Source organism: Arthrobacter sp. Y3221087 (assembly GCF_059089905.1).
The window spans coordinates 1,536,250-1,561,895 of the sequence record NZ_JBNHFE010000001.1; the positions used below are offsets into that span (position 1 = coordinate 1,536,250).

The window sequence follows — 25,646 nt, forward strand, 5'->3', positions numbered from 1 at the left end:
ATGTCCCCGGCAGTCAAAGCTGACCCGGCAAAGGCCGCTCCAGCCCGCAGCCGTTCCGGCTCCACGAAAGTGTCCGCCGGCCGTGCCAAGGCACCCACGCTACGGCACGAGCGGACCTTCAAGGCCCAGGGGGTTCGTTTCCTTGCGGGAATGGACGAGGTGGGCCGCGGGGCGCTGGCCGGGCCGGTCAGCGTTGGCATCGCCGTCGTCGACCTGGAACGCCAACGCAGCCTTGCAGGGGTGCGGGACAGCAAGCTCCTGCCGCCGGCGGAACGGGAACGCCTCGATCCCCTGGTCCGCCGCTGGAGCGTCGCCTCGGCGGTGGGCCATGCCAGCGCCCGGGAAATTGATGAGTTCGGCATCATGGCCGCGCTGCGCCTGGCGGGAACCCGGGCCTGGAATGCCGTCCTCGCGGCGGGGATCACACCCGACCTCGTGCTTTTGGACGGCAACCACAACTGGCTTTCCCCGGCGGAGCAGCCGTCCTTCTTTGAGCCTGTTGCCCTTGAAGCTGGCTGCCAGGCCCCGGTGCACACCAAAATCAAGGCCGACATGCAATGCCTGAGTGTCGCGGCGGCGAGTGTTATCGCCAAGGTGGAACGGGACAGGGCCATGCGGGAACTGCACGCCGAGTACCCGGACTTTGGCTGGGACATCAACAAGGGTTACGCCACGGCGCTGCACCGTGACAAGCTGCGCGCTGCCGGCCCAAGCCCCTACCACCGTGTGAGCTGGAACCTGCTCGGCGGGGAGCTCCGGGACGGGGAAGCCGCGGACGGTGATGTGACTGACGAGGAATGTGCCGTCGATGAACTCTCCGTCGATGAACTGTCCGGCCCGCAGGGATCCGCCGCGGGCTGATCCCTGCTCCGCCCGGGCGCCGCAACGGCGGACATGGTGCAAGATGGAAGCATGAGTGCTGAGGATCTTGAAAACTACGAAACCGACATGGAGCTCCAGCTCTACCGTGAATACCGCGACGTCGTCGGACTGTTCAGCTATGTAGTCGAGACCGAACGGCGCTTCTACCTGGCCAACCACGTGGATCTGCAGGCCCGCAGCGCAGACGGTGAGGTCTACTTCGACCTGACACTGCAGGACGCCTGGGTGTGGGACGTGTACCGCTCCGCCCGGTTCGTCAAGAGCGTCCGGGTCCTCACCTTCAAGGACGTCAACGTGGAAGAACTTCCGCGCAATGAAGAGCTGGCCATGCCGAAGGACGTGGACCTGGGCAACTAGTTCTCGGGCCGCCGCGCCACTTTCCCTTCACAGCCCGCCGTATGCACATACGGCGGGCTGTGCTGTCCGTCACTGCTTCCGCAGCCCCAGGCTGGTTAACGGAGGTAGAAACATGAGATCGAAAGACCTGCTGGGCCGGCGCGGCGAGGAACTCGCGGCCGGTTACCTGGAGTCGCTGGGCATGCTGGTGGTGGAACGCAACTGGCGCTGCCCCGAGGGTGAAATCGACATCGTTGCCCTGGACGGCGACGCCCTGGTGATCGCCGAAGTCAAAACACGGCGTTCCCTTGACTACGGCCATCCGTTCGAAGCGGTGGGGCCGGAAAAGCTTGCCCGGCTGCACCGCCTCGGCTCGGCATGGTGCCGCGACCGGGAATTGCGGATGCCGCTGCGGCGGGTCGACGTGATTGCCGTCGTTGATGACGGCGGAGGACAGCCCACGGTGGAGCACCTCAAGGGGGTGGGGTGATGGCACTGGGCCGTACATATTCCATCGCACTGCTGGGCCTGAATGGGTACATGGTTGAGGTCGAGGCCGACATTGGACAGACCCTGCCGGCCTTCATCATCCTTGGGCTGCCCGATGCTTCACTTAACGAAGCACGGGAGCGGATCAGGTCCGCGGCCAGGAACTCCGGAATCCCGCTCAGCCGCAGGAAGATCACTGCCAACCTGATTCCGGCGTCGCTGCCCAAGCGCGGTTCCGGCTTCGACCTGGCCGTGACCATGGCCGTGCTCCGCGCCGCCAACGACATCCGGCCCACTGGCCGGACGGTCTTTATTGCAGAGCTGGGACTTGACGGCCGGCTCCGGCCGGTCCGCGGAATCCTTCCTGCGGTCATGGCCTCGGTAAAGGCAGGATTCCCTGACATCGTGGTGGCGCAGGCGAACCTCGCCGAGGCCGCCCTGGTTCCGGGGGCACATGTGCGGGGCTACCGCACCCTTGCCCGGCTGGCACTGGACTTCGGGGCAGATCCCCAGGAACTCGCCCTCCACTTCGAACCCGAGGACCAGGACAGTGGCAATGACCCCTCCGCCACGGCCGGGCCCTGCCCTGACATGGCTGACGTGTCCGGACAGGGCGACGCCCGCCGTGCCCTGGAGGTAGCAGCAGCCGGTGCCCACCACCTGCTGCTGACCGGGCCGCCCGGCGCCGGTAAGACGATGCTGGCCGAACGGCTGCCCGGCCTGCTGCCGGACCTTGGCGACCATGAGTCCATGGAGGTCACCGCCATCCACTCCCTCTGTGGACTTCCCTCATCCACGGTCCAGCTGCTTCGGCGGCCGCCCTTCGAAAGCCCCCACCATTCAGCAACGGCTGCCGCCATCATCGGCGGAGGTTCCGGGCTGCCGCGGCCCGGGGCAGCCTCGCGGGCCCACCGCGGAGTGCTCTTCCTGGACGAGGCACCCGAATACGAGCGGCGGGTCCTGGACGCGCTGCGGCAGCCGCTGGAAAGCGGTGAACTGGTCATCCACAGATCGGCTGGGACCGCGGCTTATCCTGCGCGCTTCCAGCTGGTACTCGCAGCCAATCCCTGCCCCTGCGGCAAGGCCTCCGGGAAGGGGCTCGAGTGCACCTGCACACCCATGATGCGCCGCCGGTACCTGGCCAGGATGTCCGGGCCGCTGCTCGACCGGGTGGACATCCAGCTGCAGGTCGAACGCGTATCACTTGCCGAGTTCGGGCAGTCCGGGGCCGAGGAGGACTCGGCAGCCGTAGCCGGACGCGTGCGGGATGCCCGCTTCCGCCAGTCGGAGCGGCTGCAGCCCTTCGGGCTGGAGACCAACTCCCAGGTGCCGGGCCGCATCCTGCGCGGTGAACTGCGGCTTGCCCCGGCGGCAACCCGGATTTTGGACCATTCCCTGGAGCGGGGCATCCTGACCGCGCGTGGTTATGACCGCGTGTTGCGCCTGGCCTGGACGCTTGCGGATCTGGGCCACCGGGACAAGCCGGACACCGACGACGTCGGACAGGCGCTCGGTCTGCGGCAGGCCGCGGCGGTGGCGGCATGATGGAAGCAGCGCTGGATAAGGACCGCCTGGCCCGCGCCGCACTGTCACGGCTGATGGAGCCACAGGACGCCGCGGGGCTTGCGCTCGTCCAGGTGGCGGGAGCCGTGGATGCCCTTGGCATCGCTACCGGCGAGTTAAAGGCAGGGCCGGAACTGGAACGCGAAATTACGGCGCTCCTTGCGGACAGCGGAGCCGCCAGCAGCTGGGCCGGCATGGCGGCTGCGCTCAAGCGGTGGCAGCCGAGGATCCCGGACCTGGCTCCGGAGCGGGACCTCGCAACCATGGCCCGCCTGGGCGGACGGCTCATCATCCCGTCCGACGAGCTATGGCCGGGCCAGTTGGCAGACCTCGGGATTCAGGAGCCGCTCTGCCTCTGGTGGCGCGGCCAGGAGCAGCCCCTGCCAGCGGTGGACACCAGCGTCGCACTGGTAGGGTCCCGGGACAGCACCAGCTACGGGGCCTCGGTGACGGGGGACTTCGCCTACTCGCTGGCCCAGCGCGGATTTACCGTGGTGTCCGGCGGTGCCTACGGGATCGACGCCCATGCACACCGGGCAGCGCTCGCCGGTGGAGCCGGTGCTGTTCCCACCATCGCGGTCATGGCAGGAGGCGTGGACAGGTTCTATCCGTCCGGCAATGAGGACCTTCTGAGGGCTGTCTGCAACCAGGGTGCTGTCCTCGCGGAGGTGCCGCCGGGGTCAGCTCCCACGCGCTACCGGTTCCTGCAGCGCAACCGGCTGATTGCGGCACTGTCCGCCGTCACCGTCGTGGTTGAGGCGCGCTGGCGCTCCGGAGCGCTGAACACCGCGCATCACGCCGAAACCCTCGGCCGTGCGGTCGGCGCTGTACCCGGATCGGTGCACAGCGCGAATTCCGCAGGTTGCCACCGCCTGCTGCGGGATGGGGGAGCAGTTTGCGTTACCGACGCCGCAGAAGTTGCCGAACTGGCATCCCCGAGCGGCAGCGCGCTGCCCGAACAGCGGCAGGGCAGTGCCCAGGTCCAGGACGGGCTGACCCTTGAGGACCTGATCCTGCTCGATGCGCTGCCGCTGCGCTCCACCACCTCGGTCGAAAAGCTCTCGGCCGTGGCGGGGCTGGGGCAGGAGTCGGTGCGCGCGGGCCTGGGCCGGCTCGGACTGCTCGGCCTGGCCGTCTCTGAACGGGGCGGCTGGAAGAGAGGCAAGGCTTCCGTCTGATGCGCGGCCCTGATGGAGACAAAGTGGTGCCGGTTACCGTGTCAGCCTGCAGTACGGCACCAGGAACTGAGACAGTAAGGGAGTGGAAAATGAGGAACTGCCACCGGGACTCAGCGACGCCCTGGACGCGTTCGCCGGCTACCTGTCCGGAGAGCGTGCGGTGTCGGCCCACACGCGGCGCGCCTACCTGGGCGACGTCCGCAGTCTCCTGGCGCATGCCGCATCCGAAGGTGCCTCCGTGCTTCCGGATCTCGAACTGGGCATGCTCCGCCGCTGGCTGGGTGTCCAGAGCCAGTCCGGCGCCGCCCGCGCAACCCTGGCCCGGCGGTCGGCCACGGTAAGGTCTTTCACCGCGTGGGCTTTGCGAGAAGAACGGATCGCCGCGGATCCTGCCCTGCGGCTGAAGGCACCCAAGCGGGAACGGTCCCTGCCCGGTGTCCTGCAGAGTTCGCAGCTGACCCGGCTACTGGGTCAGCTGGAGCAAAGTGCGGCTGACGGCGCGCCCTTGGCCGTCCGCAACCGCGCCATTGTGGAACTCCTCTACGCCACCGGCGTGCGGGTGGGGGAACTTGCCGGGCTGGACATCGATGACCTGGACCCGGACCGGCGCACACTGCGGGTGCTGGGCAAAGGCAACAAGGAGCGGACCGTTCCCTACGGCGTTCCCGCCGCGATGGCGGTGGATGACTGGCTGCGCCGTGGACGGCCCCTGCTTGCCCGGGAGAACAGCGGCCCCGCCCTGTTCCTGGGCGCCCGCGGCGGCAGGGTGGACCAGCGGCAGGTGCGGGAGCTGGTCAACCGGCTCCTGGAGGCGCTGGGGGATACCTCGGCTTCGGGACCCCACGCCCTGCGCCACTCCGCCGCAACCCACCTGCTGGACGGCGGCGCCGACCTGCGGGCGGTGCAGGAGATCCTGGGCCACAGCAGCCTGGCCACGACGCAGATCTACACACATGTTTCGGTGGACCGGCTGCGCAAAAGCTACCAGCAGGCCCACCCGCGGGCCTGAGTTTCGGAAAGCTAATCGCACTGGCGTAATTCTGCAGGGTACGGCACAATAAGAGTCACGTCCGGCAACTTTCAAGTACCGCTTGAAGCCCTTGGGCTGAAGGCGGTGCGGCAAGTCCGGGCGCAGCATTCATATCTGAATAACCAGGCAGGAAGTCCCGCAGGCAGGGCACAGCGGTTCCATCCAGGCAGAGGTCGTTGGGGAAGACGTACCTAGAGCTATGGAGGATGGAATGTCTGTTGCAATGACCCGCGGTGTGCTTTTCGTTCACTCGGCCCCTACGGCCCTGTGCCCTCATGTTGAGTGGGCTATCGGTTCCGTCGTTGACAAGCGCACGGACCTTGAGTGGACCCCTCAGCCTGCCGCGCCCGGAATGTTCCGTGCCGAGCTGTCCTGGACCGGGACGCCCGGCACCGGGGCTAAATTGGCGTCCTCACTGCGCGGCTGGGCGCACCTCCGTTTCGAAGTGACGGAGGAGCCGAGCCAGGGAGTGGACGGCGGGCGGTGGTCGCATACGCCTGAGCTGGGGATTTTCCACGCCGTGACGGACGTGCACGGCAACATCATGGTGTCCGAGGACCGCATCCGCTACGCCTACGAGTCCGGAGCCGGGGACCCCGCTGCCGTCTACCATGAACTCTCCCTTGCCCTCGGTGAAGCCTGGGACGAGGAGCTCGAACCCTTCCGGCACGCCGCGGAAGGCGCTCCCGTGCGCTGGCTCCACCAGGTGGGCTGACCGCCGTCGTACCCCATTCCGGTTCCCCGGACCGGAATACCACTCCATAGCAAAAGAGGAGGCCCCGCCAACCGGCGGGGCCTCCTCTTGTTCCGGGCAAGACCGGGGTGGTGTCAGACGCTGCGGACGGCAACGACGGCGTTGTGGCCGCCGAAACCGAAGGAGTTGCTGAGCGCCACGATGTTCCCGGCAGGCAGCTCACGCGCGGAGGTCACAACGTCGAGCGGGATCTCCGGGTCCTGGTTCTCGAGGTTGATGGTCACCGGCGCCTTGCGATCGTAAACCGCCAGGACGGTGAGGACGGCTTCAACGGCACCGGAAGCGCCCAGCAGGTGGCCCATCTGCGACTTCGTGGCGGAGACCGCCACGTTGTCCACGTGGTTGCCCAGGGCGGCGCGCAGGGCGGTGTACTCGGGCTTGTCGCCAACTGGGGTGGAGGTGGCGTGGGCGTTGACGTGGACCACGTCCTCCGGCTGGATCCGGCCGTCGAACATCGCGGCCTTGAGTGCGCGGGTGGCGCCCAGGCCCTCGGGGTCCGGGGCGGTGATGTGGTAGGCATCGGCGGTGACGGACGTGCCGGCGAGCTCGCCGTAGATCCGTGCGCCGCGGGCCAGGGCGTGCTCCTCGGCTTCAAGGACCAGGGCGCCTGCGCCCTCGCCCATGACGAAGCCGTCACGGGCGGTGTCGTAGGGCCGTGACGCGCGCTCGGGCTCGTCGTTGCGCCGGGACAGCGCCTGCATGGAGGCGAACGCGGCCAGGGGCATCGGGTGGATGGCTGCCTCGGCGCCGCCGCACATCACCACGTCAGCCTTGCCGGAGCGGATCAGGTCCAGGCCCAGGTGCATGGCTTCGGTGCCGGAGGCGCAGGCGGACACCGGTGTGTGGGCGCCGGCCCGGGCACCGAGGTCCAGGCTGACGGCCGCGGCAACCCCGTTGGGCATCAACATGGGGACGGTCATGGGAAGGACCCGGCGGGGGCCTTTTTCCTTCAGGGTGTCCCAGGCGTCCAGCAGCGTCCATACGCCGCCGATGCCGGTAGCGAAGGCGACAGCCAGGCGGTCCTTGTCGAACTCGGTGATGCCGGAGTCTGCCCACGCCTCGCGGGCGGCGATGACGCCGAACTGGGTGGAGGGGTCCATCCGCTTGGCTTCGACGCGGCTGAGCACGTCAACGGCCGGGGTGCTGCAGCGTGCAGCAAAATGGACGGGAAGCTCATACTTGGCAACCCAGTCATCCTCCAGGGTGCGGGCACCGGAGACCCCCTTGAGCGCGTTGCTCCACATGGTGGGAACGTCGCCGCCGATGGGCGTGGTGGCGCCCAGACCGGTAATGACTACTTTGCGTGTCATGGGATCACTCTTTCCTCGGTGGGAATCCGTCTCCGTCTCCCGGAGGGTCCCGCGTGTTGATGGCCGGCACAGGCCGGGTGGAGAAAATGCAGCAGGGCTGCCGGTCCGGTCATCCGGACCGGCAGCCCTGCCAAGCCAGACGGCGAAGCCCTGGACTAGGCCTGGGCTCCGGCGATGAAGCTGACAGCGTCGCCAACGGTCTTGAGGTTCTTGACCTCTTCGTCCGGGATGCGCACGCCGAACTTCTCTTCGGCGTTCACCACGATGGTCATCATGGAGATGGAGTCGATGTCCAGGTCCTCGGTGAAGGACTTGTCCAGCTCCACAGCCTCAGTGGCCAGGCCGGTTTCCTCGTTGACGATTTCAGCCAGGCCGGCCAGGATCTCTTCGTTGCTAGCCATTGATGGCTCCTTTTCTTGTATTGCCGGCAGGGGCTGCCGGAAATGGTTCAGGCCGCGGGTGCGGCCCCTTGGGACGTTCCTAGGGAAGGACAACTACCTGTGCGCCGAAGACCAGCCCGGCGCCGAAGCCGATCTGCAGGGCCAGCCCGCCGCTGAGCTCCGGGTTTTCCTGCAGCAGCCGGTGCGTTGCCAGCGGGATGGATGCAGCGGACGTGTTGCCGGCATCGGCAATGTCCCGTGCCACTGTAACCGTCTCCGGCAGCTTCAGCTTCTTCACCATCTCATCGATGATGCGCATGTTGGCCTGGTGCGGGATGAAGGCCACCAGGTCTTCGGCTTCGACGCCTGCGGCTTCAAGGGCCTGCTGCGCCACCTTGGCCATTTCCCAGACGGCCCAGCGGAAGACGGTCTGGCCGTCCTGGCGCAGCGTGGGGTACAGTTCCTGGGCTTCCTCAAGGAGGGCCAGGTCACCGGTGGAATCTGACTGGCGGGCTGCCATGCCCAGGTCCCGGACATCCAGCATGGAGCGCGTCATACCGATCGCGTCCCACTTGCTGCCGTCCGAGCCCCAGACCGAGGGCGCGATGCCCGGCGTTTCGGAGGGGCCGATGACGACGGCGCCTGCTCCGTCGCCGAGCAGGAAGGAGATGGTGCGTTCACGGTTGTCGATGACGTCGGAAAGCTTCTCCGCGCCGACCACCAGGACGTACTTGGCCGTTCCGGACCGGACCAGGGCGTCACCCTGGGCAATGCCGTAGCAGTAGCCGGCGCATGCCGCGGAAATATCGAAGGCCGGTGCCGGCGTGGCTCCCAGGCGGTCAGCCAGGCTGGCTGCGGCGGAAGGAGTGGCGTAGGGGTGGGTCACCGTTGAAACGATGACGGCGCCGAGGTCCGAAGCCTGGATCCCGGCCTTCTCCATCGCCTCACGGGCAGCGCCCTCGGCCATGTCAATGACGCTCACATCCGCCTTGGCGCGGTGGCGCGTGACGATTCCCGTCCGCTGGCGGATCCACTCGTCAGATGAGTCAATCCACTGGCACACGTCCTCATTGGTCACGATGACGTCCGGCCGGTAGGCGCCCAGGCCGAGGATGCGGGTGTGTTCCTGGATGGGAGCCTGCTTCAGCGTGGGAGCGCTCATGCGTTGCCCTCCAGTTCTGCAAAGAGCGCCAGGGCGGCAGAGAGGTCGTCTGGGGTCTTCACCGCAACGGTCTTGACGCCGGGCATGCCGCGCTTAGCCAGGCCTGCAAGGGTGCCGGCGGGAGCCAGTTCGATAACTCCGGTCACGCCGCGCTGGACGAGGGCCTCCATGCACAGGTCCCAGCGCACCGGGCGTGAAACCTGCGCAATCAGGCTTTCGACGGCGGCGCGGCCGTCGGTAACTTCACCGCCGTCGTAGTTGGACAGCAGGGGAACGGCCGGCGCCTGCGGCTTCAGCTGCGGCTCAAGGGCCTTCAGGGTGCTGACCGCAGGGGACATGTGGCTGGTGTGGAAGGCGCCCGCAACCTTGAGCGGAATGACCCGGGCCTTGGCGGGCGGGTTGTCCACGAGGGCTTTCAGCTGCTCGAAGGTTCCTGCCGCCACGGTCTGGCCCGCGCCGTTGACGTTGGCGGGAGTGGCGCCGGACGCCTCGATGGCGGCCAGGACCTCTGCAGGGTCACCGCCCACCACGGCGCTCATGCCGGTGGGGGTGGCGGAGGCTGCGGCCGCCATGCTGTTGGCCCGTTCGCGGACGAACGTCATGGCTTCCTGTTCGGTCAGGACGCCGGCCAGGGCGGAGGCAGTGATTTCACCGACCGAGTGCCCGGCCAGGATGACGGGCAGCGAGTTGAGTTCGACGTCGAAGAGGGAGGCCGCAGCCACGAGGCCGGCGGCAACGATCAGGGGCTGCGCCACGGCAGTGTCCTTGATGGTTTCCTCGTCGGAGGTGGTTCCGTGAGCGATCAGGTCGATACCGGCGATGTCGCTCAGGGAGGCCAGTTGGCCTGCCACCGGGGGCAGTTCCAGCCAGGGGGCCAGAAAACCCGGGGTTTGTGAGCCCTGTCCAGGGCAGACTATTGCAAGCACGTAACCAGCTTTCCAAATTACTTCGTGATCCAGCGGTGTTTGTCCGCACCAAGCTCACGGGGTCAGGTTGTAGGAAGTCTACAACGGTTCAGGACTGGCTCCGTGACGGCTGACGTTCCGTGGCGGCCTTGGGAGGGGCCGAAAGGCGGCCCACCACCAGGGCTGCCTGCAGGACAAAAGCTTCCCGCGGAAGGAGCGGATCCCAGCCCGTGACGTCACAAACGCGCTTGAGCCTGTACCTGACCGTGTTGGCATGGACAAAGAGTTCCCGGGCCGTGGCTTCCAGCGAATGGCCCAGTTCCAGGTAGGTGCCAAGGGTTTCCACCAGGCCGTTGGATGCCGCCAGCAGGGGCCGGTAAATGTTCTTGACCAGGGAGCGGCGTGCGGCGTCGTCACCGGAGATGACGCGCTCGGGAAGCAGATCGTCTGCGGCCACGGGCCGCGGGGCGGAAGGCCATGCCTTCGCGGCGGTCAGGCCGGCAAAAGCGGACTGCGCTGAGCCGCTGGCCTCAAGCAGCGATCCCGCCTCGGGACCGTACACAACCGGGCCGGGGGCGAACATGTCGCTGAGTTTGACGTAGGCGGTTTCCCGGTCCTGGACGCCCCCCAGGATCAGGATCAGCCGGTCGCCCTGGATGCCCACCAGCGCATCCTCGGCATACCGGCCGGCCATGCGCCGCAGCTCGCTGACGTAGCTGGCGCTCGGCTCCGAGGGGGAATTGCCCACCATTACCGTGAAGCGTTCCTGCGCTTTCCAGCCCAGCGCAGCGATCCTCGACCGCAGCGCGTCGGTGTTCTCGCCCCGCAGGATGGCATCCACAATCAGGGCTTCAAGCCGGGTGTCCCACGAGCCGCGGGACTCGGCGGCGCGGGCGTAGACGTCCGCGGCGGCAAACGCCACCTCCCGCGAATAGCGCAGCACGGCTTCGCGAAGGGACGGCTGGTCAGCCTCCGGCGCGATGACGGGAACCTGGTCCTCCACCACCTCAACCACGATCCTGATCAGCTGCAGCGCTTTCTGCAGGCTGATGGAGCGCGTCAGCTCAGTGGGAGCGGTGCCGAAAACGTCGGTGAGGATCCACGACGGCGAGCTCGGCCGCTCGTACCAGGTGACGAATGCCGCAATGCCGTTTTGGGCCACCATCCCCAGCGCCGACCGTTCGTCCGAGCTCAGCCGGCTGTACCAGGGCAGCGACTTTTCCAGCTCGCGCATGGTGGTGGTGGACAGCTGCCCCACATTGGCGCGCAGCTTCTTGAGGGTTTCCGACTTCTCCGGAGTGACCGCCGGCTGGGCCGGTTTGCGCTTCGCGGACGGGGTGGCAGGTGCTGGCATGCTTTGAGCATACGGGCAGCCGGGGGCAACCTCCATTTGTGAGAAGGCTACAATCCGGTTTGTCATGTATCACACGTTCGGCGGCCCCCGCGCAACGGACGACGGCGGCCCCCGCCTTTCGGTGGGAGCCGCCGTCGCTGCTGCTGGCCGGGGGGAGGGGTTACGCCTCGCCTCCGGCGTTGCCGGTGGTTCCGGCATTCACGTTGTGCAGGCGGTACTTCTCGATGGCCTTGACCGGAGCCTGGGCATCCACTTCGCCGCGGCGCGCCAGCATCTCAAGGGCACGCACCACGATGGAGTGGGTGTCGTTCTTGAAGAAGCGGCGGGCTGCGGCGCGGGTGTCCGAGAAGCCGAAGCCGTCGGCGCCCAGGGTGGCGTACTCATTCGGAACGAACTGCCGGATCTGGTCCGGGACGGCCTTCATGTAGTCCGAGACTGCGACGACAGGGCCAGTGGCACCCTCAAGCTGCCGGGTGACGAACGGGACCCGGGCGGGCTGTTCGGGGTTGAGGAAGGCTTCCTCTTCGGCGGCGAGGCCGTCGCGGCGGAGTTCGTTCCAGGAGGTGACGGACCAGACGTCGGCGGAGACGGACCAGTCCTCGGCGAGGATCCGCTGGGCTTCGAGGGCCCAGGGGACGGAGACGCCGGAGGCCAGGAGCTGGGTCCGGGGGCCGTCGATCTTGGCGGGGGCGAGCAGGTAGATGCCCTTGATGACGCCCTCGACGTCCAGTTCCTCGGGTTCGGCGGGCTGGACGATGGGCTCGTTGTACACGGTGAGGTAGTACATGAGGTTCTTGTCCGTGCTGTCCGGGCCGTACATCCGTTCGAGGCCGTCGCGGATGATGTGGCCCATTTCGTAGCCGTAGGCGGGGTCGTAGGTGACTACTGCCGGGTTGGTGGAGGCGAGCAGGGGGGAGTGGCCGTCGGCGTGCTGGAGGCCTTCGCCGGTGAGGGTGGTCCGTCCTGCGGTCGCGCCGATGATGAAGCCGCGGGTCATCTGGTCCGCGGCTGCCCAGAAGGCGTCGCCGGTGCGCTGGAAGCCGAACATGGAGTAGAAGACGTAGACCGGGACCAGGGGCACGCCGTGGGTGGCGTAGGCGGTGCCTGCGGCGGTGAAGGCTGCCACGGCGCCGGCTTCGTTGATGCCGGGGTGGATCAGCTGGCCTGCGGGGGATTCCTTGTAGGCCAGGACCAGGTCACGGTCCACGGACAGGTAGTTCTGGCCCTTGGGGTTATAGATCTTCGCCGTCGGGAAGAACGCATCCATGCCGAAGGTACGTGCCTCGTCCGGGATGATCGGGGCGATGTGCTTGCCGAAGTTCTTGTCCCGCATCAGGTCCTTGAGCAGGCGGACGAATGCCATGGTGGTGGCTGCCTGCTGCTTGCCCGAGCCGCGCTTGGCCACCTCGTAGGACTTGGCCTCCGGCAACGTGATCTCGGCGTGCTTGGAGCGGCGCTCCGGCACGGACCCGCCCAGGGCGGCCCGGCGCTCCATCATGTACTGGATTTCCGGCGCATCGGTGCCCGGGTGGTAGTACGGCGGCCGGTACGGATCCTTCTCCAGCTGCTCGTCGGAGACCGGGATCCGCAGGTGGTCGCGGAACTTCTTCAGGTCATCCAGCGTGAGTTTTTTCATCTGGTGGGTGGCGTTGCGGCCTTCGAAGTGGGGTCCGAGTCCGTAGCCCTTGACGGTCTTGGCGAGGATGACGGTGGGTTTGCCCTTGAATTCGGTGGCTGCCTTGTACGCGGCGTAGACCTTGCGGTAGTCGTGGCCGCCGCGCTTGAGGTTCCAGATCTGGTCATCGGTGAGGTCCGCGACGAGGTCCTTGGTGCGGGGGTCCTTGCCGAAGAAGTGTTCGCGGACGAACCCGCCGGACTCGGCCTTGTAGGTCTGGTAGTCCCCGTCGGGGGTTTCGTTCATGATCTTCACCAGCGACCCGTCGGTGTCGCGGGTGAGCAGGTCATCCCATTCCCGGCCCCAGACGACCTTGATCACGTTCCAGCCCGCGCCGCGGAAGAACGCTTCGAGTTCCTGCATGATCTTGCCGTTGCCGCGCACCGGCCCGTCCAGGCGCTGGAGGTTGCAGTTGATCACGAAGTTCAGGTTGTCCAGGTTCTCGTTCGCGGCGAGCTGGAGCAGGCCGCGGGATTCGGGCTCGTCCATTTCGCCGTCGCCCAGGAACGCCCAGACCTGCTGGTCAGAGGTGTCTTTCAGGCCCCGGTTGTGCAGGTACCGGTTGGACTGGGCCTGGTAGATCGCGTTCATCGGCCCGATGCCCATGGAAACGGTGGGGAATTCCCAGAACTGCGGCATCAGCCGCGGGTGCGGGTAGGAGGACAGGGCATGGCCCTCGCGGGACTTTTCCTGCCGGAACCCGTCCAGGTCCTCCTCCGAGAGGCGGCCTTCCATGAACGCGCGGGCGTACATGCCCGGGGACGCGTGGCCCTGGAAGAACACCTGGTCCCCGCCGCCGGGGGCATCCTTGCCGCGGAAGAAATGGTTGAACCCGACCTCGTACAGGGTGGCCGCGCCGGCGTAGGTGGAAATGTGCCCGCCGACGGCGATGTCCGGCCGCTGCGCCCGGTGCACCATCACCGCGGCGTTCCAGCGCATGTATGCCCGGTAGCGGCGTTCGTATTCCTCGTTGCCCGGGAACGGTGCTTCCTGGTCCACGGGGATCGTGTTCACGTAATCGGTGGTGGTCACCATCGGCACCCCGACGCTCTGCGCGCCCGCGCGCTGCAGCAGGCTCCGCATGATGAATTGGGCACGCTCGGTACCCTGTTCCCTGATCAGCGCGTCCAGGGACTCAACCCACTCGGCAGTCTCTTCCGGATCACGATCAGGCAGCTGGTTAGTCAACCCGCTGAGGATATGGGAGGTATCTTCTCCTGCAGCCACGTCCAACCTCTCTTTGCGCGCATGAATCGGCGCACTCAGGCCAGGCAGGGTGACTGCCCGGCGTATATACGCCGTGTGCGACGTATCGGTTACAACAGCCCGGTCATGTGTGCCGGGCAGGGTCCTAGAGCTCCTATGTCTGCACGGAGTTACAAGGTTGTTGTCCCGCAGGCATAGTTGTCACCAGCCACTCTAGCCCTCACCGCAAGGCGATGCGTAGCCGCAGGGTGGGCACTTCAGTTGTATTTCGCCGTCATACTGGTTCTGTGACGAAAAGCCGCTGCAAAGCGGGCGGCCGCACCCATGTGACGCAGAATATGCCGCACGGCGGGGGCGGCAGCTTGAAGCGCAGGCACAAAGGGTGTTGGCTTGGGGAGTAATGGAAATCACTATGCGCACTGCATATCTAAGGCATTGGAGGAACACGTGAGCGAGGCCGACGCCGCCACTTCGGTAAATGTGGCGGAAAAATTGGGTTTCAAGAACGGGGATCTGATTCAGGAGTTCGGTTACGACGACGATGTCGATTTCGACTTGCGTGACGATATAGAGGACCTCACTGGTTCGGAGTTGCTGGACGAGGATGACCACGAGGTTGCGGACGCCGTCATCTTCTGGTGGCGCGATGGCGACGGCGACCTGGTGGACAGCCTCATGGATTCGCTGACGACGCTGAGCGAGAACGGCGTCGTCTGGCTGCTGACCCCCAAGTCCGGCCGCAACGGCTACGTCTCACCGGCGGACATCCAGGAAGCCGCGCCCACCGCCGGCCTGCACGTCACCACGTCCGCCGGTGTATCCAAGGACTGGAGCGCCAGCCGCCTGGTGAGCAGGAAGAACAAGTGACGGCAGCGCTTGCCGCTGCCTCTGTTGCTGTCCCTGCGGTCGGCGGGACAGCCCCTGACTTTGAGCTTTCGAACCAGTATGGCGAGCCGGTCCGGCTTTCGTCGTTCCGGGGCCAGAACGTGGTCCTGGTTTTCTATCCCTTCGCCTTTTCGGGCATTTGCACCGGTGAGCTGTGCGAGATCCGGGACAACCTGGCTGTGTTCGAGGACGCGGACGCCACGGTCCTGGCAGTATCGGTGGACAGCAAGTTCAGCCTCCGGGCCTACGCTGAGCAGGAAGGATACGGATTCGACCTGCTGGCGGACTTCTGGCCCCACGGCGGCGTCGCGTCCTCCTACGGTGTTTTCGACGAGGAGACCGGAATGGCCAGGCGCGGCACGTTCATCATCGATGCGGCAGGAACAATCCGGTATACCGTGGTGAACTCGAGGGGCCAGGCCAGGGACTTCGAGGAGTACCGCGCGGCACTTGCCGGCCTGGCGGAGGCCTGAGCTGCCATGGAAGGGCAGCGGCACGGGGTAGGCCTGACGGGCTTTGCCAGCATGCCGCCTGCACCCCATGCCAGCCCCTCCAGCGAAGACCTTGAGGTCCTGGGCAGGATCCGTGACCTCCTGGGCGGAATGCGCTTCGCGCTGCTGACGGGCGCCGGGCTCAGCACTGATTCGGGCATCCCCGACTACCGGGGCCCGGGCTCGCCGCCCCGGACCCCCATGACGTATCAGGAGTTCATTCGCGATGCAGCGGACCGGCAGCGGTACTGGGCGCGGAACCACATCGGCTGGTCGCATCTCCGGCATGCGGATCCGAACCCGGGGCACTTTGCGGCCGCCCACCTCGAACGGCGGGGTTACCTCACGGGCCTGATTACGCAGAACGTGGACCGCCTGCATGAGGATGCCGGCAGTGCGAATGTCATCGACCTTCACGGCAGGTTCGACCAAGTGGTCTGCCTTGACTGCGCCCGCACCTATTCGCGGAAGCTCCTGGCCGGAATGCTGGGGGAACTCAATCCGGACTTCCTGGAGCGCGCGGCGGCCACTGGGCTTGTGGAAATGGCGCCTGATGCCGACGCCACCGTCGAGGACAGGGCGTTGATCAGCAGTTTCGTGGTCGCTGCCTGCCCGGCATGCGGCGGAACCCTGAAGCCGGATTTCGTCTATTTTGGCGAGAACGTTCCGAAGGAGCGGGTGGAGAAGGCCTACGCGATGGTGGACGAGGCTGCCGCGCTGGTGGTTGCGGGTTCCTCGCTGACCGTGATGAGCGGTTTGCGGTTCGTGCGGCACGCGGCCAAGGACGGCAAACCTGTGGTGATCATCAACCGGGGCGAAACCCGCGGGGACGACAAAGCCACCATTAAGCTGGAAGCGGGCGTTTCGGAGTCGCTCACTTGGCTTGCCGGAAACCTGCCGCCGCTCTGACATGCGGGCTCGTGCTTGCGGCCCCTGTGCCGATTCGCGTTTGGGGCTCCGCGTCAGGTAGAGTCTATGTTCGTTGGTTGCGGCGGAAACGCCGGATTCAGCACCTTGGGTCTTTAGCTCAGCTGGTAGAGCGCCACGTTTACACCGTGGATGTCATCGGTTCGATCCCGGTAGGACCCACCAGAAAAACCCCGCGTCTCCGGCCCTTCCAGGCCTATGGAGATGCGGGGTTTTGTCGTCGGCGGCACAGCCGGAATGTCAGACCCCCACCATAGCTTTTCAGTCATGGAACACGTGATAGTCCGCAGGGGCGGGGATGGAATGCCGACGGCGGTGGTCTGCCGGGGGCGGGAATGGTCCGTGGGTGCCGAGCCGGTGAGATGGTTCGAGCGGATCAATTGGTGGGAAACCCATCGGAGGATGCCAAGGGGTAGAAGCCGGGTGGATGTGGAGGTCCTGCAGGTCCAGGTGCGCTTGGGAAGCAATAGGAACTCCGCCCTGACCACCATGGTGCTGGAACGTGACGGACTCGGGGGCGGCTGGCGCCTGCGGGAGTCCCTGGCCGGCGCGGCCTAGCACCGGTCCTAAGGGAAGGGCCTGCCTGCGGGGAATGGAAAACCCTCCACCGCGACTATTGGGGGATGCCGCGGTGGAGGGTCTGAAATGAATATACCGTGAACTCCAGGAAACAAAAAGTTACTACTGAATGTGTCTGGAGCGTTACCTAGGGCCGATTACCTGGCGTTCGGGGGCAGGGCCGTCAGCGGCGGACCGGGATGAAGACGCGCGGCTGCTCGGTCCAGGTGTCCGCCATTCGGGCCATGGTCCGGCGAAGGATCCGGTCGGATCCCTCCCTCGCGGCTGCGGCGTCGCCCCTTGCGATCGCTTCCGCCACGTCCACATGCCACTGCAGGGCAGCCTCGTTGGGGTGGTCGGGCATGAGGCCATGTACCGTTCGGCCGGTAAGCGTCTCCGCCACCTGGCCCATGAGGTTGGCGAACATCTCGTTGCCGGAGCCGGAGAGCAGCAGGGAATGGAACTGGATGTCCAGGTCCAGGAAGCGCGGCACTTCGCCGCTGTGACCGGCATCGCGCATGGCATAGGCCACGTCCACCAGCTCGAGCCTTAGCGGGGCGGGCGCGTTCTGGGCGGCGAGCTCCGCCGCGGCAGGTTCAACGGCCGCCCGCAGTTCGGCAAGGGAGCGAAGCTGCGCGCCGCGGGCATCACTGGCCAGCCGCCACCGGATGACCTGCGGGTCGAAGGGGTTCCAGCGGCTGGGCGGCAGGACCCTGATGCCCACCCGCTTTGTGGTTTCCACCAGCCCCAGTGATTGCAGCACGCGGACTGCTTCGCGGATGACGGACCGGGAAACCTTGAGTTCGTCTTCGAGCTGCTCGGCGAGCATGACATGGCCAGCAGGCAGCTCGCCTGCAATGATGCGGGTGCCGAGATTTTCGATGGCACGGTGGTGCAGGCTGCTGGTCATGCCGTTAAGCCTAGTGGGAACGGGCCGGGGGCCAGGCTCGAGGCGGCGGGCGGCGACACAAAGCGTTCCATTATCCGGTTGCCCCTTTCCTGATACCTCCGGAATATATATGCTTTATTCCGACCCTGGTCATGGCGGCCGGTTTCGACGAGGCTGCCGCCATTCGTCCTGAAGCAATGAATTGGAGTTTTGATGTCTGCACACATCGGTGTCACCGGCCTTGCGGTGATGGGTGCCAACCTGGCCCGTAACCTCGCGCGGAACGGCTTCACCGTCGCCCTGCACAACAGGTCCTTGGAAAAAACCGACGCCCTGCTGGAGCGGTACGGATCCGAAGGTGACTTCATCCGCACCGAAACCCTCCAGGAACTGGTCGACTCGCTGGAGAAGCCCCGGCGCGTGCTGATCATGGTCAAGGCCGGCAAGCCGGTGGACTCGGTCATCGAACAGCTCGAGCCGCTGCTGGAAGCGGGCGACATCATCATCGACGCCGGCAACTCCCACTATGAAGACACCCGCCGGCGGGAAGCAGCCCTCGCCAAGAAGGACCTTCACTTCGTGGGCGTGGGTGTCTCCGGCGGCGAGGAGGGCGCGCTCAACGGCCCGTCGATCATGCCCGGCGGCTCCAAGGAGTCCTACAAGGCCCTCGGCCCGCTGCTCGAAAAGATTTCCGCCAAGGTTGACGGCGAACCCTGCTGCGCATGGGTGGGCACCGACGGCGCCGGCCACTTCGTTAAGATGGTCCACAACGGCATCGAATACGCGGACATGCAGGTCATCGGCGAGGCGTTCGACCTGTTGCGCTCCGGAGCCGGGATCGAGCCCGCCGAGCAGGCGAAGATCTTCTCGGAATGGAACAAGGGCGAGCTCTCCTCCTTCCTGATCGAGATCTCCGCCGAAGTCCTGGGCCACGTTGACGCCAAGACCGGCAAGCCGTTCGTCGACGTCGTGGTGGACGCTGCGGGACAGAAGGGCACCGGCCGCTGGACCGTCATCTCCGCCCTCGAGCTCGGTTCCCCGGTGTCCGGCATCGCCGAGTCCGTCTTTGCCCGTGCACTCTCCTCGCAGGCCGGCCAGCGCAAGCTGGGCCAGGAACTGCTGGAAGGTGGGGAATCCGCCGTCGAGATCCCGGAAACCTTCGTCGAGGACGTCCGCCAGGCGCTCTACGCCTCCAAGCTGGTCTCCTACGCCCAGGGCTTGGACATGCTGACTTCGGCAGCCAAGGAATACGGCTGGGACTTGAAGCTGGACGAGATCGCGTCCCTGTGGCGTGCAGGCTGCATCATCCGTGCGGAACTGCTCAAGGACATCACCAAGGCCTACGCCGCGGACGAGAAGCCGGCCAACCTGCTGTTCGCCCCGGCCTTCACCAAGGCCATCGCCGATGCCCTGCCGGCGTGGCGGCGCGTGGTTGCCACCGCAGTCCAGCTCGGAATTCCCGTCCCGGTGTTCTCCTCCTCGCTGGCCTACTACGACGGTCTCCGCCGCAAGCGCGTTGCCGCCGCCCTGATCCAGGGACAGCGCGACCTGTTTGGTGCGCACACCTACGGCCGCGTTGACGCCGAAGGCACGTTCCACACCCTGTGGGGCGAGGACAAGTCTGAAATCGAAGCGGTGGACACCCACTAATCCCCGCCCGCTCCGGCCACGGCCGGTGGTTCGCAGATAATCTGGGAACCACCGGCCGTTGCCGTTTCCGGAGCGTGCCACCGCCCAGCACGGGGGAGTCCAGATGTCCCAGCCAATCGCGATCGTGACCGGAGCGTCCGCAGGGATCGGCTTCGAGGCCGCCCGGAAACTGGCCGGAAAAGGCTTTACCGTCTATGCGGGCGCCCGAAGGGTGGACATCATGGCGCCGTTGCGGGACGCTGGCGTCGGGGTGGTTGAACTGGACGTCACGGATGATCGGTCGATGCGTGCCGCCGTCGGGCGCGTGCTTGCGGAGCGGTGACGGGGCCGCATCATCAACGTCTCATCCATCGGCGGAAAGTTCTACGAGCCGCTGGGCGCCTGGTACCACGCAACAAAGTTCGCTGTGGAGGGCATGAGCGATTCGCTGCGCCTGGAACTGAAACCCCACGGCATCACTGTGTCCATTATCGAGCCCGCCAGCACCCGGACCGAATGGGGAGGCGTGGCCGCGGAGGGACTGAAGGCCAGCAGCGGTGCAGGGCCCTACGATGCGCAGGCGCGGGACATGGCGGCGGCACTGGCGTCCACCGACCGCCCGGCGATGTCCACTCCGCCGGCGGTCATTGCGGAAGCCATCCTGCACGCCGCCACGTCCGCGCATCCGAAAACCCGTTATCCGGTGGGCAGGGGAGCTGGCACCATTACCGCCTTGCGGCGGGTTCTGCCGGACCGCCTCTATGACGTGGTTGTCCTGGCGGTGCTGAAGAGGGTGGGCGGATAGTCAGATCCGGTATTCGATGTCGTACTCGGCCGGGTCCACCGCCGGCTTGGTTTCCCGCTGCGCGTCGCGGTGCCGCCATTTGGCGGGAACGCCCGTGACGATTGACTCAGGCGGCGCATCCTTGACCACGACGGCGTTGGCGCCCACGGCGCTGTCCCGTCCGATGGTGATGGGTCCAAGGATCTTCGCTCCGGCGCCGATGGTGACGCGGTCGCCAATAGTGGGATGCCGCTTGATCCGCGCCAGGGAGCGGCCGCCCAGGGTCACGCCGTGGTACATCATGACGTCCTCGCCAATTTCCGCGGTCTCACCAATGACCACGCCCATGCCGTGGTCTATGAAGAACCTGCGGCCGATGGTGGCGCCGGGGTGGATCTCGATGCCGGTCGCGAACCTGCCCAGCTGGGAGATCAGCCGGGCCGGGAACCGGAGGGCCGGATTCTGCCACAGCCGGTGCGTCAGCCGGTGGATCCAAATGGCATGCAGGCCGGAGTAAGCGAAAAAGTTCTCAAAAGAACCTCGAGCCGCCGGGTCATGGGACCGGGCGGCGTCGAGGTCTTCCTTCAGTCTTGCGAAAAAGCCCACAAAGTTCTTTCTACAGGAAACGGGCGGAAAGCGGCCTGATCAGCCCCGGATGTCGTCATAGAGCACGGTGGAGATGTAACGCTCGCCGAAGTCGCAGACGACGGCGACGATCAGCTTGCCCTTGTTCTCGGGCCGCTTGGCCAGCTCCAGCGCGCCCCAGACAATGGCGCCGGAGGAGATGCCGCCCAGGATGCCTTCCTTGACGCCAAGTTCACGGGCAACACGCACGGAGTCCTCAAGCGTGGCATCCAGGACCTCGTCGTAGACGTTGGTGTCGAGGATCTCGGGGACAAAGTTGGCGCCGATGCCCTGGATCTTGTGCGGGCCGGGCGCGCCGCCATTGAGGATGGCCGAGTCCTTGGGTTCGATGGCCACGATCTGGACGTCGGGCTTGCGCTCCTTCAGGACCTGTCCGACGCCGGTGACCGTTCCGCCGGTGCCGACGCCAGCAACGAAGATGTCCACCTTTCCGTCGGTGTCGGCCCAGATCTCTTCGGCGGTGGTGTTGCGGTGGATCTCCGGGTTGGCTTCGTTCGCGAACTGGCGTGCCCAGATGGCGTTCTCCGTGTTGGCCACGATCTCCTGTGCCTTCTCCACGGCGCCGCGCATGCCCTCGGAACCGGGGGTCAGGACGATCTCGGCACCGAAGGCGCGCAGCATGACCCGGCGCTCGGTGGACATGGTCTCGGGCATGGTGAGGACCACCTTGTAGCCGCGCGCAGCACCCACCATGGCCAGGGCGATGCCCGTGTTGCCGGAAGTACCTTCCACGATGGTGCCGCCCGGCTTCAGGGCCCCGGACTTCTCGGCGGCGTCGACGATGGCCACGCCGATGCGGTCCTTGACGCTGTTGGCAGGGTTGTAGAACTCCAGCTTCACGGCGACGGTGGCTTCCAGCCCCTCGCTGAGCCGGTTGAGCTTGACCAGCGGAGTGCCGCCAACCAGCTGCGTTACATCGTCATAGATCCGTGCCATGTACATACGCCTATCTCTGAAGGGTGGATACTGAGGCCAGCCTAACGAGGCACCCTAACCCTGGCTAAGCGTTAAGCCACGCAGAGTAATATTTCCTGGCCTTGGCCAGCTTGGGGTTGATGATCACCTGGCAGTACCCCTGCTCGGGATGCTTGGCGTAATAGTTCTGGTGGAACTCCTCTGCCACGTAAAAGCGCGGAAGCCGGCTGACCTCGGTGACGATCGGGTCCCGCCACAGCTCCTGGTTCCGTTCGATCGCCTCCTCGAACAGGATTTTTTCTTCCGTGGTCTCGTAGAACATCGACGAACGGTACTGCGTGCCGACGTCGTACCCCTGCCGGTTCAGCGTGGTGGGGTCATGGAGGGCGAAGAACATGTCAAGGATGACCTCGGCCGGAATGATGTCCTCGTCGAAGGTCACGGCCACGACCTCGGCATGGCCGGTTGTTCCGCTGCAGACGGAGTAATAGTCGGGGTGGGGGTCGTGCCCGCCGGTGTAGCCGGACACCACCGAGGTGACGCCCCTGGTCTTCTGGTAGACAGCGTCAAGGCACCAAAAGCAGCCTCCGCCCAGAACAAAAGTTTTCATGACCTCTTCAATGGTTGGCGCGCCCGGATGATTCCCCGGCCGGGCGCGGCACCCGTCACGGTACGGGGGTGGCCACGGCGGATGGGGTAAAACTAAGACTATGGAACCTGTGGACACCGACGTTACCGGCCCCGAAGACCACAACGACCGGAATCACGACGGCGACGCCCCCTCGGACACGCCGGCGGCGGCCGGTACGGAGGCTCCAAGCCTGGGCGACCTGCTGCTGGCGGTGGAGGAGCTCTGGCCCGAGTCCCTGGCCGAGGACTGGGACGAGGTGGGACTGGTGGCGGGCCACCCGTCCACTCCGGTCACCAAGGTGATGTTCGCGGTGGACCCCACGCTGGAGGTCATCGAGGAAGCCGTGGAGTGGGGCGCCGAACTCCTCATCGCGCACCATCCGCTCCTCCTCAAGGGTGTTACATCGGTTGCCGCCACGACCGCCAAGGGAAGGGCAGTCCACCGGCTCATCGAGTCGGGCACGGCACTCCTGACGGTGCACACCAACGGTGATTCCGCCGTCGGAGGCGTCTCGGACGTGCTCGCAGACGCCCTCGGCCTCCAGGACGTGGCACCCCTCACGGTTGCCGCCAACGGACTGCCGGAAGAGGGGATTGGCCGGGTGGGCGAACTGGCGGATGCCATGACCCTGGGTGAGTTTGCCGCCCGGGTCTTTGAGATCCTGCCGTCCGTGGCCGGCGGCGTTCGCGTGTCCGGCGATAAGGATGGCCTGGTGCGGCGCATTGCCGTCTGCGGCGGCGCCGGTGACTCGCTGTTCAACGAGGTCCGGGCCAGCAACGCCGATGTCTACGTCACGGCCGACCTCCGCCACCACCCGGCATCCGAAGCCCGGGAGTCGGCGCTGAACGGGCGCCCGTACCTCGTGGACGTCTCGCACTTCGCCAGCGAATGGCTTTGGCTGCCGGCGGCTGCGGCCGCCCTGGGCAATGTCCTCGCGGACCAGGGCCACGACGTCGAAATCCAGGTCAGTACCACCAACAGCGATCCCTGGGACTTTATACTCACTCCGGGCTAAGCCAGGGGAGCAGGCCACGCGCTAGAGTCGAGGAAGCGCCGGCAAGGTGCCCGGCTCCGGCCGGCAGGGAACAAGCGGAGGTAATAGTGGCGAAGGCAGCACCGGCGGAACAGTTGAAGTTGCTCGAACTGCAGGGGCTGGATGCCAGGCTTAAATCGCTCGCCAACCGTCGCCGCGAACTTGAAAACGATCCACGGATCAAGGACCTCGAAGCCGCCCTTTCGGTTGCCAACGGGGAACTTGGTGCAGCCAAGGTGGCCGTCCACGACGCAGAATCCGAATTGAAGCGTGCCGAGGCGGACGTGGAACAGGTGGCCACCCGCATCGAACGGGACGAGGCAAGGCTCAACAGCGGCACCGGCCTGTCCAAGGACCTTGTGGCCCTCCAGAAGGATATTGCCTCGCTGAACAAGCGCCGCTCCGACCTGGAGGATGTGGAACTGGAAGTCCTGGAAAGGCTGGATACCCTTAGGGCCCGCCAGGCAGCCCAGCAGGTCATCGTGGACGATATCCAGGGTTCTTTCGGCAGCATCCGGGCAGAACTGGACGAGGCCATCGCCGGAGTCGACGCGGAAGCCGCCGAGGTCCGGGCCAAGCGCGATAAATTCGCACAGGGACTCGACGCCCCTCTGCTTGCCGTCTACGAGAAGACGCTGGCGAAGCGGGGCGTGGGTGCGGCCCGGCTGTTCCACGGTATGTCGGAAGCCTCGGGCATGAAGCTCAGCCCCGGCGACCTCGCCGAGGTCAAGGCAGCTTCCGCCGACGACATCGTCTTCTGCCCCGATTCCGGCGCCATCCTGGTGCGTTCGGAGGAGTGGGCCTGACCTGCCGGGCTTTCAGCCCTGGAGGATGATGTTCAGCGCGTGCGGTTTCCGGGCAGAGCCAGTGACCAGCTCCGCATCCCACTTCTCCCGCGCGGCGCCAAGGAGCTGCTCGGGGGTCGCGGGGGTCTTTCCGCGGCGCACCAGCAGGTGGCGGGCAAGCTCACCGCGTGTGTGCTTGGCAAAGTGGCTGACCACCTTGCGCACGCCGCCGGTTTCCGTGAAGACATTGACCGTGACCGTCCGGGCGGGCGGCGGAGTCCACGCGGCGGCGTAGGTGCTTGACCTGCAGTCCACCAGGAGGTGGCCCTCCACCGCCGCGGCCAGTGCGTCCGCCAGGAGTGGTTTCCAGAATGGGGCAAGCCGGCCGACGTCGGGCAGTGCCGTCCCCATCGAGAGCCGGTAGGCGGGCACGCTGTCGCCGAAACGCAGCGCTCCCCAAAGCGCTGAGATGACCAGCACCGATTCGTCGGCCTTGCGGCGCTGGGCCGGGGTGAGGCTCCGGTAGCCGAGGGCGTCGTACAGGACCCCGGAATAGATGGTGTGTGCTGGTGCCGCCGGCTCCGCGCGGAGCCGGGTGTTGCGGCGGACGTCGTCGCTCAGCGACGGCCCCACGCCCAGCAGCGCAAGGGCGTCCTCGTGTGCGCTGACGGTCCCCAGCGCCTCGAGGACTTTGGCGCGGTAGGGGTTGAGGGCGGGAAAGCCCAGGGACTGCCAGTCGACGGCGGCACCGCGGACAGCCGGCGTCTTGCCTTCGGAAGGGGGAAGCAGAATAAGCACCGTCCGATACTACCGGCGGCGGAAAGGACGCCCCGCGCCGGTAGACTGGTTGAGGATGGGACAGCCAGACGGCCGCGCGCCACGCAAGTGGCTCGAGGAACGTCCGGGCTCCACAGGGCAGGGTGGTGGGTAACGCCCACTCGGGGTAACCCGCAGGCAAGTGCCACAGAGAACAGACCGCCCGCATCCCTTGTCCCTGGACGGGGGAGAGCGGGTAAGGGTGAAACGGTGGTGTAAGAGACCACCAGCTTCCCGGGTGACCGGGAAGGCTAGGTAAACCCCACCCGGAGCAAGGCCAGACAGGACACGTTCGAGGGCTGCCCGCCCGAGTGTCCGGGTAGGCCGCTGGAGGGTACCGGCAACGGTACTCGTAGATGGATGGCCGTCGCTCCGCTTTCGGCAACGGAAGCGGGGAACAGAACCCGGCGTATCGGCTGTCCCGTCCATCAAAC

The 25,646-nt window shown here is 66.3% G+C and carries 27 protein-coding genes, 1 tRNA gene and 1 other RNA gene; 18 read left to right on the forward strand and 11 right to left on the reverse strand.

What is annotated here, in order from left to right; all coding sequences use genetic code 11:
• The 7 genes from rnhB to AC5RUO_RS07305 all read left to right on the forward strand — a co-directional run bounded on the left by rnhB (window position 1) and on the right by AC5RUO_RS07305 (window position 6,193).
• On the forward strand, window positions 1-861 hold the full coding sequence (gene rnhB, locus AC5RUO_RS07275) for a ribonuclease HII (protein WP_494008541.1): 861 nt from the start codon (window positions 1-3) through the stop codon (window positions 859-861).
• Window positions 862-912: 51 nt separating this feature from the next.
• Window positions 913-1,239, forward strand: a complete 327-nt coding sequence (locus AC5RUO_RS07280; protein ID WP_009359307.1) for a DUF2469 domain-containing protein — start codon at window positions 913-915, stop codon at window positions 1,237-1,239.
• Window positions 1,240-1,351: 112 nt separating this feature from the next.
• Entirely contained in the window at window positions 1,352-1,708 is a 357-nt protein-coding gene (locus tag AC5RUO_RS07285; protein WP_494008540.1) for a YraN family protein, read from the forward strand.
• Window positions 1,708-3,252: a YifB family Mg chelatase-like AAA ATPase gene (locus AC5RUO_RS07290; RefSeq protein ID WP_494008539.1), complete on the forward strand. Its 1,545-nt coding sequence runs from the start codon at window positions 1,708-1,710 to the stop codon at window positions 3,250-3,252. The genes AC5RUO_RS07285 and AC5RUO_RS07290 overlap by 1 nt, the downstream gene beginning before the upstream one ends.
• Entirely contained in the window at window positions 3,249-4,448 is a 1,200-nt protein-coding gene (dprA, locus tag AC5RUO_RS07295) for a DNA-processing protein DprA (protein ID WP_494008538.1), read from the forward strand. The genes AC5RUO_RS07290 and dprA overlap by 4 nt, the downstream gene beginning before the upstream one ends.
• A gap of 82 nt (window positions 4,449-4,530) precedes the next feature.
• Window positions 4,531-5,457 (forward strand): tyrosine recombinase XerC, encoded by a 927-nt coding sequence (locus AC5RUO_RS07300; RefSeq protein WP_494103158.1) that lies wholly within the window; start codon window positions 4,531-4,533, stop codon window positions 5,455-5,457.
• A 232-nt stretch (window positions 5,458-5,689) separates the two neighbouring features.
• Window positions 5,690-6,193 (forward strand): DUF3145 domain-containing protein, encoded by a 504-nt coding sequence (locus AC5RUO_RS07305; protein WP_009359312.1) that lies wholly within the window; start codon window positions 5,690-5,692, stop codon window positions 6,191-6,193.
• 113 nt (window positions 6,194-6,306) lie between these two features.
• Here AC5RUO_RS07305 and fabF read toward each other — a convergent pair whose 3' ends face one another.
• The 6 genes from fabF to aceE all read right to left on the reverse strand — a co-directional run bounded on the left by fabF (window position 6,307) and on the right by aceE (window position 14,245).
• The gene (gene fabF, locus AC5RUO_RS07310; RefSeq protein WP_494050671.1) at window positions 6,307-7,542 is read right to left on the reverse strand and encodes a beta-ketoacyl-ACP synthase II; all 1,236 of its coding nucleotides are present in this window, start codon (window positions 7,540-7,542) and stop codon (window positions 6,307-6,309) included.
• 155 nt (window positions 7,543-7,697) lie between these two features.
• Window positions 7,698-7,943, reverse strand: coding sequence for an acyl carrier protein (locus tag AC5RUO_RS07315; protein WP_426996092.1), 246 nt, complete (start codon window positions 7,941-7,943; stop codon window positions 7,698-7,700).
• A 79-nt stretch (window positions 7,944-8,022) separates the two neighbouring features.
• The gene (locus AC5RUO_RS07320) at window positions 8,023-9,084 is read right to left on the reverse strand and encodes a beta-ketoacyl-ACP synthase III (protein ID WP_494008535.1); all 1,062 of its coding nucleotides are present in this window, start codon (window positions 9,082-9,084) and stop codon (window positions 8,023-8,025) included.
• The gene (locus AC5RUO_RS07325) at window positions 9,081-10,010 is read right to left on the reverse strand and encodes an ACP S-malonyltransferase (RefSeq protein ID WP_494008534.1); all 930 of its coding nucleotides are present in this window, start codon (window positions 10,008-10,010) and stop codon (window positions 9,081-9,083) included. Before AC5RUO_RS07325 ends, AC5RUO_RS07320 begins: the two co-directional genes overlap by 4 nt.
• Before the next feature lie 88 nt (window positions 10,011-10,098).
• The gene (locus AC5RUO_RS07330; RefSeq protein WP_494008533.1) at window positions 10,099-11,343 is read right to left on the reverse strand and encodes a PucR family transcriptional regulator; all 1,245 of its coding nucleotides are present in this window, start codon (window positions 11,341-11,343) and stop codon (window positions 10,099-10,101) included.
• Between the two features lie 160 nt (window positions 11,344-11,503).
• Window positions 11,504-14,245 (reverse strand): pyruvate dehydrogenase (acetyl-transferring), homodimeric type, encoded by a 2,742-nt coding sequence (gene aceE / locus AC5RUO_RS07335; RefSeq protein WP_494103159.1) that lies wholly within the window; start codon window positions 14,243-14,245, stop codon window positions 11,504-11,506.
• Window positions 14,246-14,671: 426 nt separating this feature from the next.
• Between aceE and AC5RUO_RS07340 the strand changes: the two genes are divergently transcribed.
• From AC5RUO_RS07340 to AC5RUO_RS07360, 5 genes are all read left to right on the forward strand, one after another.
• Window positions 14,672-15,091 (forward strand): DUF3052 domain-containing protein, encoded by a 420-nt coding sequence (locus AC5RUO_RS07340; RefSeq protein WP_494009440.1) that lies wholly within the window; start codon window positions 14,672-14,674, stop codon window positions 15,089-15,091.
• The gene (locus tag AC5RUO_RS07345) at window positions 15,088-15,582 is read left to right on the forward strand and encodes a peroxiredoxin (protein WP_494103160.1); all 495 of its coding nucleotides are present in this window, start codon (window positions 15,088-15,090) and stop codon (window positions 15,580-15,582) included. Before AC5RUO_RS07340 ends, AC5RUO_RS07345 begins: the two co-directional genes overlap by 4 nt.
• A 6-nt stretch (window positions 15,583-15,588) precedes the next feature.
• The gene (locus AC5RUO_RS07350) at window positions 15,589-16,509 is read left to right on the forward strand and encodes an NAD-dependent protein deacetylase (protein WP_494009438.1); all 921 of its coding nucleotides are present in this window, start codon (window positions 15,589-15,591) and stop codon (window positions 16,507-16,509) included.
• A 107-nt stretch (window positions 16,510-16,616) separates the two neighbouring features.
• Window positions 16,617-16,692: transfer RNA gene (locus AC5RUO_RS07355), tRNA-Val, on the forward strand.
• A gap of 102 nt (window positions 16,693-16,794) precedes the next feature.
• Window positions 16,795-17,085: a hypothetical protein gene (locus AC5RUO_RS07360; protein ID WP_494009437.1), complete on the forward strand. Its 291-nt coding sequence runs from the start codon at window positions 16,795-16,797 to the stop codon at window positions 17,083-17,085.
• 184 nt (window positions 17,086-17,269) lie between these two features.
• Here the strand turns inward: AC5RUO_RS07360 and AC5RUO_RS07365 are convergent, their stop codons facing one another.
• Window positions 17,270-17,995, reverse strand: coding sequence for a FadR/GntR family transcriptional regulator (locus AC5RUO_RS07365; RefSeq protein ID WP_494009436.1), 726 nt, complete (start codon window positions 17,993-17,995; stop codon window positions 17,270-17,272).
• 192 nt (window positions 17,996-18,187) lie between these two features.
• Here AC5RUO_RS07365 and gnd point away from each other — a divergent pair, with 192 nt between their 5' ends.
• From gnd to AC5RUO_RS07380, 3 genes are all read left to right on the forward strand, one after another.
• Window positions 18,188-19,624 carry an NADP-dependent phosphogluconate dehydrogenase gene (gnd, locus tag AC5RUO_RS07370; RefSeq protein WP_494103161.1) on the forward strand — a complete coding sequence of 479 codons (1,437 nt, stop codon included), beginning with the start codon at window positions 18,188-18,190 and terminating at the stop codon, window positions 19,622-19,624.
• A 103-nt stretch (window positions 19,625-19,727) separates the two neighbouring features.
• Entirely contained in the window at window positions 19,728-19,946 is a 219-nt protein-coding gene (locus AC5RUO_RS07375) for an SDR family NAD(P)-dependent oxidoreductase (protein ID WP_494103162.1), read from the forward strand.
• A gap of 12 nt (window positions 19,947-19,958) precedes the next feature.
• Window positions 19,959-20,408, forward strand: a complete 450-nt coding sequence (locus AC5RUO_RS07380; RefSeq protein ID WP_494103389.1) for an SDR family NAD(P)-dependent oxidoreductase — start codon at window positions 19,959-19,961, stop codon at window positions 20,406-20,408.
• Here the strand turns inward: AC5RUO_RS07380 and epsC are convergent, their stop codons facing one another.
• The 3 genes from epsC to msrA form a co-directional block, all read right to left on the reverse strand.
• Entirely contained in the window at window positions 20,409-20,993 is a 585-nt protein-coding gene (gene epsC, locus AC5RUO_RS07385; protein ID WP_009372911.1) for a serine O-acetyltransferase EpsC, read from the reverse strand.
• A gap of 39 nt (window positions 20,994-21,032) precedes the next feature.
• A complete protein-coding gene (gene cysK, locus AC5RUO_RS07390) occupies window positions 21,033-21,968 on the reverse strand; it encodes a cysteine synthase A (RefSeq protein ID WP_494009433.1) in 936 nt (311 codons plus the stop codon).
• Window positions 21,969-22,032: 64 nt separating this feature from the next.
• A complete protein-coding gene (gene msrA / locus AC5RUO_RS07395; RefSeq protein ID WP_494009432.1) occupies window positions 22,033-22,557 on the reverse strand; it encodes a peptide-methionine (S)-S-oxide reductase MsrA in 525 nt (174 codons plus the stop codon).
• Between the two features lie 100 nt (window positions 22,558-22,657).
• Between msrA and AC5RUO_RS07400 the strand changes: the two genes are divergently transcribed.
• Together AC5RUO_RS07400 and AC5RUO_RS07405 are read left to right on the forward strand one after the other, a co-directional pair.
• Window positions 22,658-23,593, forward strand: a complete 936-nt coding sequence (locus AC5RUO_RS07400; RefSeq protein WP_494009431.1) for a Nif3-like dinuclear metal center hexameric protein — start codon at window positions 22,658-22,660, stop codon at window positions 23,591-23,593.
• A gap of 86 nt (window positions 23,594-23,679) precedes the next feature.
• Complete coding sequence (locus AC5RUO_RS07405; protein ID WP_494009430.1) at window positions 23,680-24,417, forward strand: zinc ribbon domain-containing protein; 738 nt, start codon at window positions 23,680-23,682, stop codon at window positions 24,415-24,417.
• Window positions 24,418-24,429: 12 nt separating this feature from the next.
• Here the strand turns inward: AC5RUO_RS07405 and AC5RUO_RS07410 are convergent, their stop codons facing one another.
• The gene (locus AC5RUO_RS07410) at window positions 24,430-25,194 is read right to left on the reverse strand and encodes a YaaA family protein (protein WP_494103163.1); all 765 of its coding nucleotides are present in this window, start codon (window positions 25,192-25,194) and stop codon (window positions 24,430-24,432) included.
• Between the two features lie 56 nt (window positions 25,195-25,250).
• Here AC5RUO_RS07410 and rnpB point away from each other — a divergent pair.
• Window positions 25,251-25,640: RNase P RNA component class A (gene rnpB / locus AC5RUO_RS07415), an RNA gene on the forward strand.
• Window positions 25,641-25,646 lie beyond the last annotated feature (6 nt).

What these genes read in the sequence shown, in the direction of transcription:
- AC5RUO_RS07290 (WP_494008539.1), top strand. Translation starts at nt 1,708, where the DNA reads ATGGCACTGGGCCGTACATATTCCATCGCACTGCTGGGCCTGAATGGG.
- msrA (WP_494009432.1), bottom strand. Translation starts at nt 22,557, where the DNA reads ATGAAAACTTTTGTTCTGGGCGGAGGCTGCTTTTGGTGCCTTGACGCT.
- AC5RUO_RS07320 (WP_494008535.1), bottom strand. Translation starts at nt 9,084, where the DNA reads ATGAGCGCTCCCACGCTGAAGCAGGCTCCCATCCAGGAACACACCCGC.
- AC5RUO_RS07280 (WP_009359307.1), top strand. Translation starts at nt 913, where the DNA reads ATGAGTGCTGAGGATCTTGAAAACTACGAAACCGACATGGAGCTCCAG.
- AC5RUO_RS07400 (WP_494009431.1), top strand. Translation starts at nt 22,658, where the DNA reads ATGGAACCTGTGGACACCGACGTTACCGGCCCCGAAGACCACAACGAC.
- cysK (WP_494009433.1), bottom strand. Translation starts at nt 21,968, where the DNA reads ATGGCACGGATCTATGACGATGTAACGCAGCTGGTTGGCGGCACTCCG.
- AC5RUO_RS07375 (WP_494103162.1), top strand. Translation starts at nt 19,728, where the DNA reads ATGTCCCAGCCAATCGCGATCGTGACCGGAGCGTCCGCAGGGATCGGC.
- AC5RUO_RS07365 (WP_494009436.1), bottom strand. Translation starts at nt 17,995, where the DNA reads ATGACCAGCAGCCTGCACCACCGTGCCATCGAAAATCTCGGCACCCGC.
- AC5RUO_RS07350 (WP_494009438.1), top strand. Translation starts at nt 15,589, where the DNA reads ATGGAAGGGCAGCGGCACGGGGTAGGCCTGACGGGCTTTGCCAGCATG.
- gnd (WP_494103161.1), top strand. Translation starts at nt 18,188, where the DNA reads ATGTCTGCACACATCGGTGTCACCGGCCTTGCGGTGATGGGTGCCAAC.
- AC5RUO_RS07315 (WP_426996092.1), bottom strand. Translation starts at nt 7,943, where the DNA reads ATGGCTAGCAACGAAGAGATCCTGGCCGGCCTGGCTGAAATCGTCAAC.
- AC5RUO_RS07360 (WP_494009437.1), top strand. Translation starts at nt 16,795, where the DNA reads ATGGAACACGTGATAGTCCGCAGGGGCGGGGATGGAATGCCGACGGCG.
- dprA (WP_494008538.1), top strand. Translation starts at nt 3,249, where the DNA reads ATGATGGAAGCAGCGCTGGATAAGGACCGCCTGGCCCGCGCCGCACTG.
- fabF (WP_494050671.1), bottom strand. Translation starts at nt 7,542, where the DNA reads ATGACACGCAAAGTAGTCATTACCGGTCTGGGCGCCACCACGCCCATC.
- rnhB (WP_494008541.1), top strand. Translation starts at nt 1, where the DNA reads ATGTCCCCGGCAGTCAAAGCTGACCCGGCAAAGGCCGCTCCAGCCCGC.
- AC5RUO_RS07330 (WP_494008533.1), bottom strand. Translation starts at nt 11,343, where the DNA reads ATGCCAGCACCTGCCACCCCGTCCGCGAAGCGCAAACCGGCCCAGCCG.
- AC5RUO_RS07305 (WP_009359312.1), top strand. Translation starts at nt 5,690, where the DNA reads ATGTCTGTTGCAATGACCCGCGGTGTGCTTTTCGTTCACTCGGCCCCT.
- AC5RUO_RS07285 (WP_494008540.1), top strand. Translation starts at nt 1,352, where the DNA reads ATGAGATCGAAAGACCTGCTGGGCCGGCGCGGCGAGGAACTCGCGGCC.